We start from the raw sequence: 18619 nt of genomic DNA, 5'->3' as shown, positions 1-18619 counted from the left end.
CCCGGTCGTCCAGCTTGCCCTGCTTGAGCAGGATATGGTCCGGCACGCCGATCTTGCCGACGTCGTGCATCGGCGCGGCGTTGAACAGGATCTCGGTGAAGTTCTCGCCGAAGCCCGCCGCCTGGCTGAGCAGGCGCGAGAAGTGGCTCATGCGGATGATGTGGTTGCCGGTCTCGTTGTCGCGGAATTCCGCGGCGCGGCCGAGGCGGCGGATGATCTGCAGGCGGCTGTTGTTCAGCTCGGCGGTGCGCAGGTTGACCAGCCGGGCCAGTTCGCGGGTCTGGTCGTAGAGCGCCAGGTGGGTCTGCACCCGGGCCAGCACCAGGTGCGGGCTGATGGGTTTGGTGATGTAGTCCACCGCGCCCAGTTGCAGCCCCTTGCGTTCGTCCTCGATCTCGCTCATCCCGGTAATGAAGATGACCGGGATGTCGCGGGTGTCCGGGTTGCGCTTGAGCCGTTCGCAGATCTGGAAGCCGTCCAGTCCCGGCAGCATCACATCGAGCAGGATCAGGTCCGGCGGGTTCTCGGCGAAGGCGATGCGCAACGCCTTCTCGCCGTCGAGGGCGACCCGGGTGCGGTAGAAGGGCGCGAGTACCGTGGTGAGCAGGTCGATGTTTTCCGGCTGGTCGTCGACCACGAGAATGGTGCTTGGCTGTTCGGTTCCGTTCACGGTCTATCCCTGTCTGTGTGGTTGGCCCGCCGCGACGCGCGGATCGCGATTTCCAGTCATTTCGCCGGCGAGTTCTTCCACCAGCGCCAGTGCTTCCTCGAAGGCATAGCGCGTGACCAGTTCGTTCAGTTCATCGGCCGCCACCATGCGTTGCATGAGCCCGAGTTGTTCGACGATGTCCGGCACCACGCGGATCGCCGCGGCATCGTCCTCGCGCAGCAGCCTGGCCAGTTGCTCCAGCTGGCCGAGCAGCCGCTCAGGATCGTGCACGGCCTGCCCCGACGGCGCCTCGTCCGTGGCGGGCGGCAGGGCGCGATGAATCTGCTCCAGCAACTGCCCCAGCGTTTGCCCGAGGGCGGCGAGCGCCGAAGGCGCGGGGTCGTGTCGTTCGTGCCGCAGCTGATGCTCCAGCGCGGCGGCCTGCTCGGCGAGGGCCGTGGCGCCGATGGTTGCGGCCAGTCCCTTGAGTGTATGGGCGATCCGCGCGGCGCTGGCGCGGTCCTCGCTGGCCAGCGCCTGGCGGATGCGTTCGACGCTGTCGGCCTGGGTTTCGCCGAAGCGGCGAATCAGGCGCCGCAGCAGTGGCGCGTCGCCGGCCAGGCGTTCGAGAGCCTGGGCCTGCTGCGGCAGGCCGGGAATCGCCGGCAGCGCCGAAGCGTCCGCCGATGGCTCGGCGGCGACCGCATCTTCCGGTGGCCGAGCCTGCCGCGGGGCGATCCACTGGCGCAGGGTGATGAACAGGCGCTGCACGTCGATCGGCTTGGCGATATGGGCGTTCATGCCGGCGGCCAGACAGCTCTCCTTGTCACCGGCCATGGCGTTGGCGGTCATCGCCAGCACCGGCAGGTCCAGCAGGCCGAGCTGCTGGCGGATTCGCCGGGTGGCCTCGAAACCGTCCATCACCGGCATCTGGCAGTCCATCAGTACACCGTCGTAGTCGCTGCACAGCAGCATCTCCAATGCCTGCGCGCCATGCTCGGCAACCTCCACGTGGATGCCGGCCTGGGCGAGGATGTCCACCGCCATTTCCTGGTTGAGCGGGTTGTCCTCGACCAGCAGCAGGCGTGTGCCGCGCAGTTCTTCGCGGGCCTGGCGGTATTCGCTGGCCGGCAGGTTGCGCTGGGGCTGGCGTGCGACCTGCTTGCCGAAGGCGTTGAGGAGGGTTTTGAGCAGGATCGAGGGCGTCACCGGCTTGATCAGGATCGCCTCGATCGGCAGGTCGCCGAGGCTCGCCATCAGCTCGTCGCGGCTGTAGGCGGTGGCCATGACGAACAGCGGCGTTTCGGCCACCTCGCTGGCGCGGATATGGCGCACCGCTTCGACGCCGCCCATGCCGGGCATCAGCCAGTCCATGATCACCAGGCGGTAGGGCCGGCCCTGCTGCTGGGCGCGCAGCAGCTCGTCGACGGCCTCTTCGCCGCGGCTGAGGGTGGCCACGTCGAAGCCCAGCGCGCCGAGCATGGCGGTGAAGATCTGCCGCGCGCTGGCATTGTCGTCCACCACCAGGATGCGCATGCCCTGTACGTCCTCGTCGCACATCGGCAATTCGCGCTGCCCGTGCTGCAGACCGAAGCGCGCGCTGAACCAGAAGGTGCTACCGGCGCCGGGGCCCGACTCGACGCCGATCTCGCCATTCATCATTTCCACCAGGCGCTTGCTGATGGTCAGCCCCAGGCCGGTGCCGCCATGGCGCCGCGAGGTGGACGAGTCGGCCTGGGTGAAGGCCTGGAACAGCCGCAGGCGATCGGCCTCGCCGATGCCGATGCCGGTATCGCTGACTTCGAAGCGCAGGCCGACGTCCTGCTCGCCGGCGTCCTCGACGCGGATGCTGACCTTGACCTCGCCCCGTTCGGTGAACTTGATGGCGTTGCTGAGCAGGTTCAGCAGCACCTGGCCGAGCCGCAGCTGGTCGCCGACCAGCGCGGTGGGAACGTCGGTGGCGATGTCGAAGAGCAATTCCAGGTCCTTGTCCTGGGCGTCGATCACCGAGAGATCGGCGAGGTTGTGCATGACGTCGTCGAGCTGGAAGTGCGCCTGTTCGAAGGCGAGCTTGCCGGCTTCGATCTTCGAGAAGTCGAGGATATCGTTGATGATGCCCAGCAGCCCTTGCGCGGCGCCGTGGACCTTCTCGATGTAGTTGCGCTGGCCGGGGGCGAGGTCGGACTGCAGGGCCAGGTGCGACATGCCGATGATCACGTTCATCGGTGTGCGGATCTCGTGGCTCATGTTCGCCAGGAAGTCCGACTTCATCCGCGCCGCCTCTTCGGCCAGCCGGCGGGCCTCGGCGATGACGCGCTCCGATTCCTTCTGCGCGCCGATATCGATCAGGGTGCCGACCAGCCCGCTGATGCCCTGCTCGCTGCCGGTGAAGCTGGCCAGGGTATAGATGATCGGGTGCAACTGGCCGTCGGCCAGCGGGATTTCCGTTTCCACGGTGAGCGTGCCGCCCTGCTGCAGCAAGGCCTGGTTCTGGGCCTGGAAGAAGAGGCGCTTGTCCACCGGCAGCTTGACCAGGTCATGCACGGTCTTGCCGAGCAGATCTTCCTCGCGCATCGCGAAGGCTTCCAGAAAGGCCTGGTTGCAACCCAGGTAGCGGCCCTGCGCGTCCTTGAAGAACACCGGGTAGGGCAGGGTGTTGAGCAGCACGCGCTTGAAGTTGAGCTGGTCGGCGATGGTCCGTTCGTAGGCCATGCGCTGGCTGATGTCGCGTAGCACCGCGCACAGGCAGATGCCGCGGCCGTCGAGATAGGGCATGCGCGTCATGCTCATCTCCAGCGGCAGTTCGTGCCCCGACCTGGTTAGGCCGATATAGCTGCCGGCACGGCTGCCCACGGCGATGGTGCCGCCGCTGTGCAGAAACGCCTCGCGCAGCATTGCGTGGCGGCTGCGGAAGCGCTGCGGCACCAGTAGGTCGGCGCCGAGGCCGAGCAGTTCGCCGGGCGGGTAGCCGAACGTTTCGTGCATCCTCGGATTGGCCATGAGGATGATGCCGCCGTCATCCACGACCACCATGGGGTCCGGGGAGGCCTCGATGATATGGCGATACCAGGTCTCGGTGCTCTGCAGCTTGCGCCGCTGGTTCTCCAGCTCCGCCATGGTGGCCTGGTAGTCCTGCAGGGCCCGCGACAGGTCGCCCATCTCGTTGTCCTCGGCGTGGCTGAAGTCGAGGCTGTGCTCGCCCTGGGCCAGGCGGTGGGTCTTGCGGGTCAGGCTTTCCAGCGGATCGAGAACCTTGCGTTTGTACAGATAGAAGAGCGTGAAAAGCACCAGCAGCAGGTTCAGCCCCATTGCCAGCAGGGCGGTTGCCATGGCGCGCTGCACCTTGCCGTCGAGCGTCCTGCGGATGTCCTGCATGCGGTTCTGCATGCTCAGCGAGATGTCGCCGATCAGGCTGTTGAGGGCGATCTTGTGCTCGCGGTAGCGCGTGCCGTAGATCGCATCCAGCGCCATGTTGATGTCGCCTCCCCTGGCAAAGGCGAAGACGGCGTCCTCCATCGCGGTCAGCCGCGCGGACCTTTCCCGGGCCTGTTCCAGCAGCGTCCGCTCGTCCCCGGCCAGGTTGTACCGGAGCAGCTGCGCGAGTATCGGCTCGCGTCCGCCGAAGCGCTCGATGGTCTGCTGGTGGGTTTCCAGGTACTGCTTCTGGCGCGTGTAGGCGTAGCCTTCGGTGATGTCGGTCAGTGCCTCGTTGGCGCGCAGGAAACGGTTCAGCAGTTCACCGGCCTGCTGGGTTTCCAGCAACCCGTCGCGGCGTTCCTGGGCCAGGGCGAACGCCAGTATCACACTGATACAGGCCATGCCCAGCAGGCTCATCATCAGCAGGGAAATGAGGTTGCTGAGCTTTCGAAGCTTCATCGAGGGCCGCCTTTGCAATTCCCGGGGACGAATTAATTGACCCAAGCGACGATGTGCGTCTTTGCCTGTGATGGCCACTAGCCAGTCTAGAAGGCCCTGTTGCGCCTGCACAGGTCATATCCGACTAATGGGGCGCGAGCCAGGACAGGGCTTGCGCTGCGGCCTGAATCTGTACGGATTAAGCCTATACAGGCTTGGCCTTGCCGCTCAGCTGTCCCGTGCAAACGTGAACCAGTTTGCAAGTGCGGACTGGCATGCGCTTCCCCCGCTTGTACCGGCGCCGTGTCTCCCGAACACTCCGCGTGCGTGCGCATTCGTCGCATGCAGGTCGCATTCCAATAAAGGCAGCCGCTGGTGATCGCCGCCGCGAACGAGCTGCCCCTCCAGTCGATGGGCCAGTTGCCAGCAGCGCACGGCTTCATCCATTGATTCCACTGAACGAATCGGGCGGCGCTCACCAGGTGCCCGGCCCGGTGCATTGCATTTTTGGGGGCTATATGTTCAGGTCTTGCGTTGCCGCAGCGGTCGCTGCGTTGTATGTTCTGGCCGCTCCGGCCATGGCCGCCGACGGCGAGCCGGTGGTCATCAAGTTCGCCCACGTGGTGGCGGACGACACGCCCAAGGGCAAGGGCGCCCTGTTGCTGAAGAAGCTGGTGGAGGAGCGCCTGGCCGGCAAGGTCAGGGTCGAGGTGTATCCGAATTCGACGCTGGTCGGCGATGCCGAGGAAATGCAGGCGCTGTTCGACAACAAGGTGCAGTTGCTGGCGCCGTCGATGTCCAAGTTCGCGCCCTATACGAAAAAACTGCAGGTGTTCGACCTGCCCTTCCTGTTCGACGACGCCGAGGCGCTGCAGCGCTTCCAGAAGCGCGATACCGCGCGCCAACTGCTGCGCTCGATGGCCGACTACGGCGTCTATGGGCTGGCCTACTGGAACAACGGACTGAAGCAGCTTTCCGCCACCACGGCGCTGCGCACGCCGAGCGATGCCAGTGGCCTGGCGTTCCGCATCCAGCCATCGCCGGTGCTCGAGGCGCAGTTCGCCGCAGTCGACGCCACGTCGGTGGTGCTGCCGTTCGCCAAGGTCTATGAGTCGCTCAAGACCGGCGTGGTGCAGGGCGCCGAGAACCCCTGGTCGAACATCCTCAGCCAGAACATGCACAGCGTGCAGCCCTATATCACCGAGAGCAATCACGGCGTGCTGGACTACATGCTGATCACCAACAATGAATTCTGGCTGAGCATGCCTTTCGCCCTGCGTTCCGAACTGGAAGGCATCATTCTCGAGGTGACCCAGGCGGTGAACCGCGAGGCCGCCGCGGTCAACCAGCGCGATCGCGAACGCATTCTCGCCAGTGGCAGCAGCCAGTTGATCACCCTGACGACGGAAGAACGCCAGCTGTGGCGCGACAAGATGCTGCCGATCTGGAACGCCTACGAGGCGGATATCGGTGCCGACGTGATCCGCGCGGCGACGACGGCCAACCGCCGGCGCTGAGGCGGCCTCAGCGATTCGAACACCACAGGAGCCGGCTTGCCGGCGATCCGCAGCCCTCGACAGCGGCTCGACGTCCCCCCTCTCCCCGGCCCTTCCCGCAGGGGGAGAGGGGGCAGCCGCAACCATGGCATCCCCATGTGATCGTGCGATCGCCCCGGGCAGGAAATGCCTGGGCGATCTGTCGTAGAGCGAGCCAAGCCCCGCAAAAGCATCGCCGGCAAGGACCCGGCGCAAGTGGTGCGCGTCGCGCACCCTACGACCGCCGACCGGCATAGCAGGCCGGCGAGCTGGGACGATCCAGCCGGTCCAGCTCCTCCTCCAGCCATTCGGCGAGCACTCGCGCGTTGTTGTGCTGTTCGTCGCGGGCGGCATAGACCAGCGTCAGCGTACCGTGCTCGGCCAGCTCCAGCAGCGGCCACCAGTGTTCCGGATGGGCCGCCAGCTCCGCGCGATAGCGCTGGCGAAACGCGGCGAAGTCCAGCGCGCCGCCCTTGAAGCCGCGGCGCAGCTCGGTCGATGGCGCCAGCGCCGGTAGCCAGGCGTCCAGCGGCAGGCTCTCCTTGCGGCAGTTGCGTGGCCAGAGCCGGTCCACCAGCACCCGTCTGCCATCGCTGGCCGCTGCGGTCTGGTAGGCACGCTTGCACTGAATCGTGGTTCGCTTCCGCGCAGTGGCAGGCTCATGCAGCGTAGGAGAAGCCGATCGCTTTTGTCGGGTATTAATGACTTCTTTTGTTGTCATAAAAACCATCATATATAGGGTATATAGAACCATTTTTATTCTATTTATTTGATTTATATAGACTAAATAATGGGCACGCTTCGTGAAGAGGAAGGTTGCGACTCACTATCCCTCAAGGAGCAAGACATGAAAAAGTCGACGGTTCTGATCGCTGCAGCGGCAATCCTGGTTAGCAACCTGGCCAGCGCGGACGAGATTCTCGAAGTGCATGAAGACCGGGCGGTGGGCGGCGGCTTCGGTGGGCTCAGCGGTTTCATGCTCGGCGCGGCGGCAGGCGGGCCGATAGGCGCACTGGTCGGCGGCGGCCTCGGTTATCTGCTGGGGCAGGGCGCGCAGAGTGCCGCCAGGCTGGAGCAGACCCTCTACGTGGTGAAGAAGGACGACGGCAACATTTCGCGCATCCGCACCTCCGACGGGCGCTTCCTGCAGGGGCAACATATCGAGCGCGACGGTGCACGGATCACCACTGCTGCGAAGTAGCGGAGGCGCCGCTGGTCGTGCGTCCGCCGGTTGAGGGATGATCGCCCTGGAGTGCCACTGCGGAGGTCCTGATGAGTTATTCACTGTTGCATGTGCTGCACCTGCTGGCGGCGATCTTCTTCATCGGCACGCTGTTCTTCGAGGTGACGATCCTCGGCCGTATCCGCCAGCAGCTCGGCGAGCAGGCCATGACGCGGGTGGATCGGGCCGTGGGTGCGCGTTCGCGGGTGGTGCTGCACTGGGTGGTGCTATTCGTCTACGGTGCCGGCATCGGCCTGGGCTGGTATCACCGCGAGGCGCTGGCCGATCCGCTGGCCAGCAGCTTCGCCACCTTGCTGACGCTGAAGATCCTGCTGGCGATCGGCGTGTTCTTCAGCTTCGGCCTGGTCGCTATCCTGCTGCGCAAGGGGCGCATGACGCCCGCCCGCTACCGGGCCATCCACTGGGCGATCCTGCTGCAGATGATCGGCATCGTGCTGCTCGCCAAAGGCATGTTCTACCTGCATTGGTGAGGCTGCGCCGCATAGCAGTTTCGTCAGCCGCGGTGATGACCAGGGTCAATTCGGCTGGCGCTTCGCTCCGTGCTTATCGGGCCTGATTCAGCCATTGCAGCCTCGTTGCTTTAGCGGCCGCGGGGGCTAAGGTGGCTGCATCCTTTCCCGATCAGCAGAGGTTAGCCATGGATTTCGCCTACAGCCCGCGCGTGGAGGCGCTGCGCCAGCAGCTGCGCGCCTTCATGGAGCAGCACATCGTGCCGCGCATCGGCGCCTGGCATGCCGAGGTCGCCGCCGGCCAGTACCCCGTTTCCTTCATGGACGATCTCAAGGCGCTGGCGCGTTCGGAAGGGTTGTGGAATCTGTTCCTGCCCTCGCTCGGTAAAGACGAACCGGGCATGGGCCTGAGCAATCTGGAGTACGCGCCGCTGGCGGAAATCATGGGCCGCGTGCACTGGGCCTCCGAGGTGTTCAACTGCAACGCACCGGACACCGGCAACATGGAGCTGCTGCATATGTTCGCCACGCCGGAGCAGCGCCAGCGCTGGCTCCAGCCGTTGCTCGAAGGCGAGATCCGCTCGGCCTTCGCCATGACCGAGCCGGACGTGCCGTCCTCGGACGCCACCAACATCCAGACGCTGATCCGCCGCGACGGCGACGATTACGTGATCAACGGCCGCAAGTGGTTCATCACCAACGCCTCGCATCCCAACTGCAAGCTGTTGATCGTCATGGGCAAGACCGACCCTGACGCCGAGACCCACCAGCAGCAGAGCATGATCCTGGTGCCGTTCGACACGCCTGGTGTCGAGCTGCTGCGCAACATCCCGGTGATGAACCACATCGCCCCGGAAGGCCACAGCGAACTCTTGCTGCGCAATGTGCGGGTGCCGGCAAGCAACCTGCTGGGCGAGGAGGGCGACGGCTTCATGATGGCGCAGGCGCGCCTGGGGCCGGGGCGCATCCACCACTGCATGCGCTCGATCGGCATGGCCGAGCTGGCGCTGGAGCTGATGGTCGAGCGCGCCCAGGAGCGCAAGGCATTCGGCAAGTACCTGCAGCAGTATTCCAATGTCGCCGACTGGATCGCCGAGTCGCGCATCGAGATCGAGCAGGCGCGGCTGCTGGTGCTCAAGACCGCCTGGATGATCGACGAGGTCGGCGCCAAGGCGGCGCGCAAGGAAATCTCGATGATCAAGGCGCTGGTGCCGCGCATGCACACCAGCGTGGTCGACCGCGCGATCCAGGTCTATGGCGCGATGGGCCTGACGCCGGACACGCCGCTGGCCGACATGTGGACCGGTGGCCGCGCCCTGCGCTTTGCCGACGGCCCGGATCAGGTGCATCTGCGCAGCATCGCGAAGATGGAAATCAAGGCCAGTGAAGCCAGCCGCGGTGCGACGGCGGCCTATCTCACCCCGCCCGGCCGTCACTGAACGCGCCGTCTCCGCTGCCTGCGCCTCTGCCCGGAGCGCGCAGGCAGCGCCCCACGCTCATCATCCATCACCGCCCCGCCCCGCCCACTTCGTTCGGGGGGCAGGGCGTTTCTTTGACATAAGCCAACGAAAGCGGCCGCCGGAGGCGTCCTTGATTGCAATCAAGGGGGATCGACTGGGCGCTCTCCTACCATGCGAGCCACATCAATAGTGCAAGCAGGTGGTTTGATGGCTCCCCGCGAGTTCTGGTCGCTGTCCGGTGTTCTACGCGCCTGGGCCAAGGGCCTTCTTATCGTTCTGGCCCTGGCGTTCTGCGCGTTGCCGCTGCAGGCCAGGGAATACCAGGCCGAACAGCAGCGCCTCGACAAGTTCTTTCCCGGTGCCAGCCTCTCGGTGGCCGAGGGCGACTACCAGGTCCGCACCATCAGCAAGGGTGACGAGATACTCGGCTACGCCTTCCAGTCCATCAACGTGGTGGATATCCCCGCCTATTCCGGCAAGCCGATCAACATGCAGGTGCTGCTCGATCCGCAGGGTGTGATCGTCGATGCCTACGTGCTCGAACACCATGAGCCGATCCTGCTGATCGGCATTCCCGAAGCAGAGCTGCACGCGTTCAATGCCAAGTACCAGGGCATCAGGGTCGATCAGCGCGTCGTGGTCGGCCGTTCCCGGGACGAGAATGCGGTCACCATCGATGCAGTCACCGGTGCCACCGTCACGGTGATGGTGGTCAACGAGATCGTCATGCGCGCCGCCCACGACGTCGCGGTATCGCTGGGGCTGGTGGAAGACAACGCCGGCATTGCGCAGAAGCCGGCGACCGTCCGCGAGGATTACTACCAGCCTGCGACCTGGAGCGACCTGACCGGCAACGGCGCGATCCGCCGCCTGCACCTGACCAAGGGCGACATCGACCAGGCGTTCAAGGGCACCGAGGCCGAAGGCATCGACGAGGCCGCGGCCGATGAGGTGCAGGACACCTTCATCGACCTCTACGCCACCCATCTCAATCCGCCGAGCATCGGCCGCGCGCTGCTCGGCGATGCGCACTACCGCACGCTGATGGACGCGCTCAAGCCCGGCGAGCACGCCGTCGCGGTGATGGCCAGCGGCGAATACTCGTTCAAGGGCTCGGGCTACGTGCGCGGCGGCATCTTCGATCGGGTCCAGCTGCGCCAGTTCGGCAACGTCATCAGCTTCCGCGACATGGACTTCCAGCGCCTGGACGATGTGTACGCCGACGGCATTCCGGATTTCAGCGAGATGGCGGTGTTCGTCGTCCGCGAACAGGCCGCGTTCGACCCCGGCTCGCCCTGGACGCTGGAGCTGCTGGTGCGGCGCCAGACCGGTCCGGTCAGCGGCATGTTCACCAGCTTCGAACTGCCGTATCAGATGCCCGAGCAGTACATCGAGCGCCCCCAGCCGACTGCCGAGGAACTGGCCGCCATCGAGGAAGCCAACCGCCCGCTGTGGGTCAGCATCTGGTACCAGAAGTCGTTCCAGATCGGCGTGATCCTCGCGGCGCTGGGCCTGCTGACGGTCATCCTGTTCCTGCAGGACACCTTCACCCAGAAGCCGCAATTCCTGCACTGGCTGCGTCGCGGCTACCTGGTCTTCACCGTGGTGTTCATCGGCTGGTACGCGCTGGGGCAGTTGTCGGTGGTCAACGTGCTGACCTTCGTGCATGCGCTGTTCCAGGACTTCCGCTGGGAGCTGTTCCTCTCCGATCCGCTGATCTTCATCATCTGGACCTTCACCGCCGCCAGCATCCTGCTCTGGGGCCGCGGCGTGTTCTGCGGCTGGCTGTGCCCCTTCGGTGCGTTGCAGGAGCTGATCAACGAGGCCGCCCGCAAGCTGAAGATTCCGCAATACGAGCTGCCCTTCGCCGTGCACGAGCGGCTCTGGGCGATCAAGTACATCGTCCTGCTGGTGCTGTTCGGCATCTCCCTGGAGTCGATGATGCTGGCCGAGAAGGCCGCCGAGGTGGAGCCGTTCAAGACCGCCATCACCCTCAAGTTCGACCGCCAGTGGTGGTTCGTCGCCTACGCGCTGTTCCTGCTGGTGATCAACCTCTTCACCCGCAAGGTGTACTGCCGCTACGTCTGCCCGCTGGGTGCGGCGCTGTCGATCAGCAGCAAGGTCCGCCTGTTCGACTGGCTCAAGCGCCGCCCGGAATGCGGCAGCCCCTGCCAGCTGTGCGCCAAGGAATGCGAGATCCAGGCCATCCACCCGGACGGGCACATCAATCACAACGAGTGCCACTACTGCCTGGACTGCCAGATGACCTATCACAACGAAAACAAGTGCCCGCCGCTGATCCTGAAGAACAAGCGCGCCAAGCGCGGCAAGAAGGCGCCGGCCGACCCGTCGCTGATCCCCGTGGTGCAGGTAGTGGAACCCTGAGCCGTCGCCGCTGGCGAGGTGCTCGACCGATGTATTTGAAGCAGATGTCCCAAAGGAGCGAAACCCCATGAGTGACAAGAGCAAGAACCATCCCGAGGTGCTGGAAAAGGGCGGCATGAGCCGTCGCGGCTTCCTCGGCGCCAGCGCGATGACCGGCGCGGCCGTTGCCGCCACTGCCTTCGGTGGCGCGGTGATGAGCCGCGAATCCTGGGCCGCGGCGGTCAAGGACGCGCGGCAGAACATCCACGTCGCGCCGGGCGACCTGGACGACTACTACGGCTTCTGGAGCGGCGGCCACCAGGGCGAAGTGCGCGTGATGGGCATCCCGTCGATGCGCGAGCTGATGCGCATCCCGGTGTTCAACGTCGACTCCGCCACCGGCTGGGGCCTGACCAACGAAAGCCGCGCGATCATGGGCGACAGCGCCAAGTTCCTCAACGGCGACTGCCACCACCCGCACATCTCCATGACCGACGGCAAGTACGACGGCAAGTACCTGTTCATCAACGACAAGGCCAACACCCGCGTCGCGCGTATCCGTCTGGATATCATGAAGTGCGACAAGATGATCACCGTACCGAACTGCCAGGCCATCCACGGCCTGCGCCTGCAGAAGGTGCCGCACACCCAGTACGTGTTCGCCAACGCCGAATTCGTCATTCCGCACCCGAACGACGGCAAGGTCTTCGACCTGCAGGATGAAAACAGCTACACCATGTACAACGTCATCGATGCCGAAAAGATGGAGATGGCCTTCCAGATCATCGTCGACGGCAACCTGGACAATACCGATGCCGACTACACCGGCCGCTTCACCGCTGCCACCTGCTACAACTCGGAAAAGGCCTACGACCTCGGCGGCATGATGCGCAACGAGCGCGACTGGGTCGTGGTGTTCGACATCGAGGCAGCGGAGAAGGCGGTCAAGGCCGGCAAGTTCATCACCCTCGGCGACTCCAAGGTGCCGGTGCTCGATGGCCGCAAGAAGGCCGAGAAGGACAGCCCGTTCACCCGCTACATCCCGGTGCCGAAGAACCCGCATGGCTGCAACACCTCGTCCGACGGCAAGTACTTCATCGCCAATGGCAAGCTCTCGCCGACCGTATCGATGATCGAGATCGCCAAGCTGCCGGACCTGTTCGCCGGCAAGCTCAAGGACCCGCGCGACACCATCGCCGCCGAAGTGGAACTGGGCCTCGGCCCGCTGCACACCACCTTCGACGGTCGCGGCAATGCCTACACCACCGTGTTCATCGACAGCCAGGTGGTCAAGTGGAACATGGCCGACGCGGTGCGCGCCTACAACGGCGAGAAGGTCAACTACATCAAGCAGAAGCTCGATGTGCATTACCAGCCAGGGCACCTGCACGCTTCGCTCTGCGAAACCAGCGAAGCCGATGGCAAGTGGCTGGTGGCGCTGTGCAAGTTCGGCAAGGACCGCTTCCTGCCGACCGGCCCGCTGCACCCGGAAAACGACCAACTGATCGACATCTCCGGCGAGGAGATGAAGCTGGTCCACGACGGCCCGACCTACGCCGAGCCGCACGACTGCATCATGGCCCGTCGCGACCAGATCAAGACCAAGAAGATCTGGGATCGCAACGACCCGTTCTTCGCCGGCACCGTGGCCATGGCGAAGAAGGACGGCATCAACCTGGAGACCGACAACAAGGTCATCCGCGACGGCAACAAGGTACGCGTCTACATGACCTCGATGGCGCCCAGCTACGGCGTGCAGGAGTTCACCGTCAAGCAGGGCGATGAGGTCACCGTGGTCATCACCAACATCGACCAGATCGAGGACGTGTCCCACGGCTTCGTCATGGTCAACCACGGTGTGAGCATGGAGATCAGCCCGCAGCAGACCTCCTCGGTGACCTTCGTCGCCGACAAGCCGGGACTGCACTGGTACTACTGCAGCTGGTTCTGCCACGCGCTGCACATGGAGATGGTCGGCCGCATGATGGTCGAGCCGGCCTGAATCCTGCCTGGGCAAGGGAGCCGCAGCCTATGGCTGCGGTTCTCTCCAGAGGATGGAGACCGGCAAGCGCTGCGGTCTGCCAACCGAACCTGCAGGAGCCTGGGGGACGCCGAGTCCTTGTCGGCGATGCTTTTTTGCCTGGCTGATCGCCGGCAAGCCGGCTCCTTACAAATTGCTACAGGGGCTGCGAAAGATGTGCATACGCAAGCCAGCGGATAGAAAGAAGGTAAACGCAGTGCCCAGACCTCAGGCGCTCGAATCGCTCCACCCCTTGGCACTTCTGGTGCTCCTGTTTCTCGGCGGCGCGGCCCAGGCGGCGCCGCAACCGATCACCGCGCTGCCGCTCGTGGCAGAGGGTGATGCCCGCTGGCGGCTTCCCGCCGGTGAGTACTCCGGACAGTTCAGTATCGACCAGCCGCTGCAACTGCGCTGCGAGCCCGGGGCGATCATTCGTGCGCAGGGCGTCGGCAACGCGCTGGCCATCGGCGCGCCTGGCGTGACCGTCGAAGGCTGCACCCTGCTCGACTGGGGGCGCGACCTGACCGAAATGAACTCGGCCGTGTTCATCGGCTCCGGGGCCCATGGCGCGGTGATCCGCGACAACCACCTCGAAGGCCCCGGCTTCGGTATCTGGGTCGATGGCTCCCGCGATGTCGAGCTGCGCGGCAACCACATCGTGGGCGACCCCTCGGTGCGCTCCCAGGACCGTGGCAACGGCATCCACCTGTATGCCGTGAGCGGGGCGCGGATCATCGGCAACTACGTCCGCGATACCCGCGACGGCATCTACATCGACACCTCGAACGGCAACCACCTCGAAGGCAACGTCCTCGAGGACCTGCGCTATGGCGTGCACTACATGTTCGCCAACGACAACAGCGTGATCGGCAACATCACCCGCCGCACCCGCACCGGTTACGCCCTGATGCAGAGCCGCAAGCTGACCGTGATCGGCAACCGCTCCGAGCAGGATCAGAACTACGGCATCCTGATGAACTACATCACCTACTCGACGCTCAGGGACAACTTCGTCAGCGCCGTGCAGCGTGGCGACACCGGCGGCGACAGCATGATCAGCGGCGGCGAGGGCAAGGCGCTGTTCATCTACAACTCGCTGTTCAACACCATCGAGAACAACCGCTTCGAGAACAGCTCGCTGGGCATCCACCTGACCGCCGGCTCGGAGGACAACCGCATCGCCGGCAACGCCTTCGTCGGCAACCGCCAGCAGGTCAAGTATGTCGCCACCCGTACCCAGGAGTGGTCGGTGGACGGCCGCGGCAACTACTGGAGCGATTACCTGGGGTGGGATCGCAATGACGACGGCCTGGGCGATGTCGCCTACGAACCCAACGACAACGTCGACCGCCTGCTCTGGCTCTACCCGCAGGTGCGCCTGCTGATGAACAGCCCGAGCATCGAGGTGCTGCGCTGGGTGCAACGCGCCTTCCCGGTGGTCAAGGCGCCGGGGGTGCAGGACAGCCATCCGCTGATGAAGCTGCCCACCGAAGAACGCCTTACCGTAAAGCAGGAGCCAACGTCATGAACGCCGTCGAGATCCAGGGCGTAAGCCAGCGCTACGGCAGCATGACCGTGCTGCACGATCTGAACCTGAACCTCGCTGAAGGCGAGGTGCTGGGGCTGTTCGGCCATAACGGCGCGGGCAAGACCACCAGCATGAAGCTGATCCTCGGCCTGCTCGCGCCGAGCGAGGGCCAGGTGAAAGTCCTCGGCCGCGCGCCGAACGATCCGCAGGTGCGCCGCCAACTCGGCTATCTGCCGGAGAACGTGACCTTCTATCCGCAACTGAGCGGCCATGAAACCCTGCGTCATTTCGCCCACCTGAAGGGCGCGGCGCTGAGCCAGGTGGACGACCTGCTCGAGCAGGTCGGCCTGGCGCATGCCGCCGATAGGCGGGTGAAGACCTATTCCAAGGGCATGCGCCAACGCCTCGGCCTGGCCCAGGCGCTGCTCGGCGAACCCCGCCTGCTGCTGCTCGACGAGCCGACCGTGGGCCTCGATCCGATCGCCACTGGCGATCTCTACCTGCTGATCGACCGCCTGCGTCAGCGCGGCACCAGCGTCATCCTCTGCTCCCACGTACTGCCGGGTGTCGAGGCGCACATCAACCGCGCAGCGATCCTCGCCAAGGGCCGCCTGCAGGCGGCCGGCAGCCTGGCGCAGCTGCGTGCCGAAGCCGGGCTGCCGGTGCGCATCCGTGCCAGCGGCATCAGCGAGCGTGACAGCTGGCTGCAACGCTGGACCGATGCCGGGCACAGCGCCCGTGGCCTCAGCGAATCGAGCCTGGAGGTGGTCGCGGTCAACGGCCACAAGCTGCTGTTGCTGCGCCAGCTGCTGGGCGAGAGCGAGCCGGAGGACATCGAGATCCACCAGCCGTCGCTGGAAGACCTCTACCGCTATTACATGGAGCGCGCCGGTGACGTGCGCGCCCAGGAGGGTCGCCCATGAACCAGGTCTGGAACATCGCCCGCAAGGAACTCAGCGACGGCCTGCGCAACCGCTGGCTGCTCGCCATCAGCCTGCTCTTCGCCGTGCTCGCGGTGGGCATCGCCTGGCTCGGCGCCGCCGCGTCCGGGCAATTGGGCTTCACCTCGATCCCGGCGACCATCGCCAGCCTGGCCAGCCTGGCTACCTTCCTGATGCCGCTGATCGCGCTGTTGCTGGCCTATGACGCCATTGTTGGCGAGGACGAGGGTGGCACGCTGATGCTGCTGCTGACCTATCCGCTGGGGCGCGGGCAGATCCTGCTCGGCAAGTTCGTCGGCCACGGGCTGATCCTCGCCCTGGCGGTGCTGATCGGCTTCGGCTGTGCGGCGCTGGCCATTGCGCTGCTGGTCGATGGCGTCGAGTTCGGCCTACTGTTCTGGGCCTTCGGCCGCTTCATGGTTTCCTCGACGCTGCTCGGCTGGGTGTTCCTCGCCTTCGCCTATGTGCTCAGCGGCAAGGTCAACGAGAAGTCCAGCGCCGCGGGGCTGGCGCTCGGCGTGTGGTTTCTCTTCGTGCTGGTGTTCGATCTGGTCCTGCTCGCGCTGCTGGTGCTCAGCGAAGGCAAGTTCAACCCGGAACTGCTGCCCTGGCTGCTGCTGCTCAACCCCACCGACATTTACCGCCTGATCAACCTGTCCGGCTTCGAAGGCAGCGGCAGTGCCATGGGTGTGCTGTCGCTGGGCGCCGACCTGCCGGTGCCGGCCGCGGTGCTCTGGCTGTGCCTGCTGGCCTGGATCGGCGTTTCGCTGCTGCTCGCCTACGGCATCTTCCGCCGGCGCCTGGCCTGACTTTCATGATTCGAAAAGGAAATCCCTCTATGAACGCACTGCATCGCATCGGCGCCGGAACGCTACTGGCCCTGTTGCTCGCCGTCGGCCTGGCCGGCTGCGGCGAGAAGGAGGAGGTCCGGCAAGCGCTCGATCCGGTGGCCTTTCACGACGCGGACGAATGCCACGTCTGTGGCATGATCATCAGCGATTTCGCCGGGCCCAAGGGCCAGGCGGTGGAAAAGGACGGGGTCAGGAAGTTCTGCTCCACCGCCGAGCTGCTCGGCTGGTGGCTGCAGCCGGAAAACCGTATGCGCGACGCCAAGCTGTATGTGCACGACATGGGCCGCAGCGTTTGGGAAAAGCCCGATGACAATCACCTGATCGATGCAACCAGTGCCTACTATGTCGTCGGCACCTCGCTCAAGGCCGCCATGGGCGCGTCGCTGGCGAGCTTCGCCGAAGAGCAGGCCGCCCGGCGCATGGCCGACGAGCACGGCGGTCGCGTCCTGCGCTTCGAGGAAATCGATCAGGCTCTGCTGCAGGAAGCGGCGAGCATGCAGCACGGCGGCATGCACGGGCAGGCATCCGGCGCGCAACACAACGCACACGCGGGTCACTGAGCCGCGATCATCTCCGACACATCCGAGGTAAGCACAATGATGGGTATCAGCGTCTGGCAACTTCTGATCATTCTCCTGATCGTCGTCATGCTGTTCGGCACCAAGCGCCTGCGCGGTCTGGGCTCCGATCTGGGCAGCGCGATCAGCGGCTTCCGCAAGTCGGTGAGCGAGGGCGAGAAGGAGCTGAAATAGGGCGGGAGTGGGGCCATGCCTGGAGTTGGCTACTGTGGATATCCATGTGCTGTACAGGTATAAAATGCCGGCAAAAGCCGATCTGGTCTCGCTGAAGATGGCCGAGGCACTGGCACGGGAGGAGGCGCATGAGACCCTCTGAGGCACTGGACTTGAACCGGGCGGCCATCCGGCGGGTGGTCGAGTCCCATCGCGCCCGTAACGCTCGGGTATTCGGCTCCGTCCTGCATGGCCAGGACACGGACAGCAGCGACCTGGACATCCTCGTCGATCCGACAGCGGAAACGACGCTGATGGACGTGGCCACCATTCAGGTGGAGCTGCAACGCCTGCTTGGCGTGTCGGTTGACGTGCTGACGCCCAAGGCGTTGCCTGATGCATTGCGCAATCGAGTGCTCGCCGAGGCCGTGCCGGTATGAGCAAAGCGCTGCGCGTACCGGATTACCTTGCGCACATCCTGAACGCAATGGAGCGTATCGACCGCTATACAGCGGACATGGATGAGGCCGGATTCCTGGATAACGAGCTGGTGCAAGACGCGGTGATCCGCAACATCGAGGTCATCGGCGAGGCATCGAATAACATTCTGCGTGCCGATGCTGCGTTTGCCGCCCAGCACGACGACCTTCCCTGGCAGGTCATGTACACCATGCGCAATCGTCTCTCGCATGGCTATGACAAGGTGGATCTGGAAATCGTCTGGAGAACGATCCAGGATGATCTTCCCCGCCTGCATTCACGGTTCATCGAGATGGGCACGACGCTTCCTGGCTCCGTTCCTGAAGAGACAGGGCCAGGGCAATCCTGAGTCTCGGGGCTCCACAAGAGCGGTATATGCACTTCGCAAGGCCTGCCCGCGATTCCGGGAACATCCTCCAACGCCGAGCTTGCGCAAGCACGAAAAGCGTCGCGCCACACGCCACCGTGGCTGCGCGCAACGGGGCTCTCCAACCGATTGTCACTTCATCCACC

Annotated in this window: 15 protein-coding genes and 1 pseudogene; 13 read left to right on the top strand and 3 right to left on the bottom strand. The window is 64.9% G+C overall.

The window, feature by feature from the left end; all coding sequences use genetic code 11:
- Positions 1-52: 52 nt before the first annotated feature.
- Together IN820_RS22805 and IN820_RS14335 are read right to left on the bottom strand one after the other, a co-directional pair.
- A pseudogene (locus tag IN820_RS22805) lies at positions 53-637 on the bottom strand (response regulator); the annotation flags it as partial.
- A 36-nt stretch (positions 638-673) separates the two neighbouring features.
- Complete coding sequence (locus IN820_RS14335) at positions 674-4525, bottom strand: response regulator (RefSeq protein ID WP_193681605.1); 3852 nt, start codon at positions 4523-4525, stop codon at positions 674-676.
- Between the two features lie 497 nt (positions 4526-5022).
- Here IN820_RS14335 and IN820_RS14330 point away from each other — a divergent pair, with 497 nt between their 5' ends.
- Positions 5023-6021: a TRAP transporter substrate-binding protein gene (locus IN820_RS14330; RefSeq protein WP_235989162.1), complete on the top strand. Its 999-nt coding sequence runs from the start codon at positions 5023-5025 to the stop codon at positions 6019-6021.
- Positions 6022-6274: 253 nt separating this feature from the next.
- Here the strand turns inward: IN820_RS14330 and IN820_RS14325 are convergent, their stop codons facing one another.
- A complete protein-coding gene (locus IN820_RS14325; protein ID WP_328822106.1) occupies positions 6275-6670 on the bottom strand; it encodes a DUF488 domain-containing protein in 396 nt (131 codons plus the stop codon).
- Positions 6671-6886: 216 nt separating this feature from the next.
- Here IN820_RS14325 and IN820_RS14320 point away from each other — a divergent pair, with 216 nt between their 5' ends.
- From IN820_RS14320 to IN820_RS14265, 12 genes are all read left to right on the top strand, one after another.
- Positions 6887-7240 carry a hypothetical protein gene (locus IN820_RS14320; protein ID WP_193681603.1) on the top strand — a complete coding sequence of 118 codons (354 nt, stop codon included), beginning with the start codon at positions 6887-6889 and terminating at the stop codon, positions 7238-7240.
- 71 nt (positions 7241-7311) lie between these two features.
- Positions 7312-7752, top strand: coding sequence for a CopD family copper resistance protein (locus IN820_RS14315; RefSeq protein WP_193681602.1), 441 nt, complete (start codon positions 7312-7314; stop codon positions 7750-7752).
- 167 nt (positions 7753-7919) lie between these two features.
- Positions 7920-9170 (top strand): acyl-CoA dehydrogenase family protein, encoded by a 1251-nt coding sequence (locus IN820_RS14310; RefSeq protein WP_193681601.1) that lies wholly within the window; start codon positions 7920-7922, stop codon positions 9168-9170.
- A 228-nt stretch (positions 9171-9398) separates the two neighbouring features.
- The gene (gene nosR / locus IN820_RS14305) at positions 9399-11576 is read left to right on the top strand and encodes a transcriptional regulator NosR (protein ID WP_193681600.1); all 2178 of its coding nucleotides are present in this window, start codon (positions 9399-9401) and stop codon (positions 11574-11576) included.
- Between the two features lie 67 nt (positions 11577-11643).
- A complete protein-coding gene (gene nosZ, locus IN820_RS14300; RefSeq protein WP_193681599.1) occupies positions 11644-13557 on the top strand; it encodes a TAT-dependent nitrous-oxide reductase in 1914 nt (637 codons plus the stop codon).
- A 235-nt stretch (positions 13558-13792) separates the two neighbouring features.
- A complete protein-coding gene (locus IN820_RS14295; protein ID WP_193681598.1) occupies positions 13793-15103 on the top strand; it encodes a nitrous oxide reductase family maturation protein NosD in 1311 nt (436 codons plus the stop codon).
- Complete coding sequence (locus IN820_RS14290; protein WP_193681597.1) at positions 15100-16026, top strand: ABC transporter ATP-binding protein; 927 nt, start codon at positions 15100-15102, stop codon at positions 16024-16026. The genes IN820_RS14295 and IN820_RS14290 overlap by 4 nt, the downstream gene beginning before the upstream one ends.
- The gene (locus IN820_RS14285; protein ID WP_193681596.1) at positions 16023-16853 is read left to right on the top strand and encodes an ABC transporter permease; all 831 of its coding nucleotides are present in this window, start codon (positions 16023-16025) and stop codon (positions 16851-16853) included. The genes IN820_RS14290 and IN820_RS14285 overlap by 4 nt, the downstream gene beginning before the upstream one ends.
- Before the next feature lie 29 nt (positions 16854-16882).
- Complete coding sequence (locus IN820_RS14280; protein ID WP_193681595.1) at positions 16883-17455, top strand: nitrous oxide reductase accessory protein NosL; 573 nt, start codon at positions 16883-16885, stop codon at positions 17453-17455.
- A gap of 36 nt (positions 17456-17491) precedes the next feature.
- On the top strand, positions 17492-17647 hold the full coding sequence (tatA, locus tag IN820_RS14275; RefSeq protein WP_193681594.1) for a twin-arginine translocase TatA/TatE family subunit: 156 nt from the start codon (positions 17492-17494) through the stop codon (positions 17645-17647).
- A 128-nt stretch (positions 17648-17775) separates the two neighbouring features.
- Positions 17776-18066 carry a nucleotidyltransferase family protein gene (locus IN820_RS14270; protein ID WP_193681593.1) on the top strand — a complete coding sequence of 97 codons (291 nt, stop codon included), beginning with the start codon at positions 17776-17778 and terminating at the stop codon, positions 18064-18066.
- Positions 18063-18455: a HepT-like ribonuclease domain-containing protein gene (locus tag IN820_RS14265; protein ID WP_193681592.1), complete on the top strand. Its 393-nt coding sequence runs from the start codon at positions 18063-18065 to the stop codon at positions 18453-18455. Before IN820_RS14270 ends, IN820_RS14265 begins: the two co-directional genes overlap by 4 nt.
- Positions 18456-18619: the final 164 nt, after the last annotated feature.

The sequence above is a fragment of the Pseudomonas lopnurensis genome, from assembly GCF_015070855.1.
Taxonomy (GTDB): domain Bacteria; phylum Pseudomonadota; class Gammaproteobacteria; order Pseudomonadales; family Pseudomonadaceae; genus Stutzerimonas; species Stutzerimonas lopnurensis.
The sequence above is the reverse complement of the archived record's forward strand: the minus strand, read 5'-3'. Positions and strand labels throughout refer to the sequence as shown.

Excerpts from the sequence above, each read along its gene's own strand:
- IN820_RS14335 (WP_193681605.1), bottom strand. The coding sequence starts at position 4,525 with ATGAAGCTTCGAAAGCTCAGCAACCTCATTTCCCTGCTGATGATGAGC.
- IN820_RS14330 (WP_235989162.1), top strand. The coding sequence starts at position 5,023 with ATGTTCAGGTCTTGCGTTGCCGCAGCGGTCGCTGCGTTGTATGTTCTG.
- IN820_RS14320 (WP_193681603.1), top strand. The coding sequence starts at position 6,887 with ATGAAAAAGTCGACGGTTCTGATCGCTGCAGCGGCAATCCTGGTTAGC.
- IN820_RS14315 (WP_193681602.1), top strand. The coding sequence starts at position 7,312 with ATGAGTTATTCACTGTTGCATGTGCTGCACCTGCTGGCGGCGATCTTC.
- IN820_RS14310 (WP_193681601.1), top strand. The coding sequence starts at position 7,920 with ATGGATTTCGCCTACAGCCCGCGCGTGGAGGCGCTGCGCCAGCAGCTG.
- nosR (WP_193681600.1), top strand. The coding sequence starts at position 9,399 with ATGGCTCCCCGCGAGTTCTGGTCGCTGTCCGGTGTTCTACGCGCCTGG.
- nosZ (WP_193681599.1), top strand. The coding sequence starts at position 11,644 with ATGAGTGACAAGAGCAAGAACCATCCCGAGGTGCTGGAAAAGGGCGGC.
- IN820_RS14290 (WP_193681597.1), top strand. The coding sequence starts at position 15,100 with ATGAACGCCGTCGAGATCCAGGGCGTAAGCCAGCGCTACGGCAGCATG.
- IN820_RS14285 (WP_193681596.1), top strand. The coding sequence starts at position 16,023 with ATGAACCAGGTCTGGAACATCGCCCGCAAGGAACTCAGCGACGGCCTG.
- IN820_RS14280 (WP_193681595.1), top strand. The coding sequence starts at position 16,883 with ATGAACGCACTGCATCGCATCGGCGCCGGAACGCTACTGGCCCTGTTG.
- tatA (WP_193681594.1), top strand. The coding sequence starts at position 17,492 with ATGATGGGTATCAGCGTCTGGCAACTTCTGATCATTCTCCTGATCGTC.
- IN820_RS14270 (WP_193681593.1), top strand. The coding sequence starts at position 17,776 with ATGAGACCCTCTGAGGCACTGGACTTGAACCGGGCGGCCATCCGGCGG.
- IN820_RS14265 (WP_193681592.1), top strand. The coding sequence starts at position 18,063 with ATGAGCAAAGCGCTGCGCGTACCGGATTACCTTGCGCACATCCTGAAC.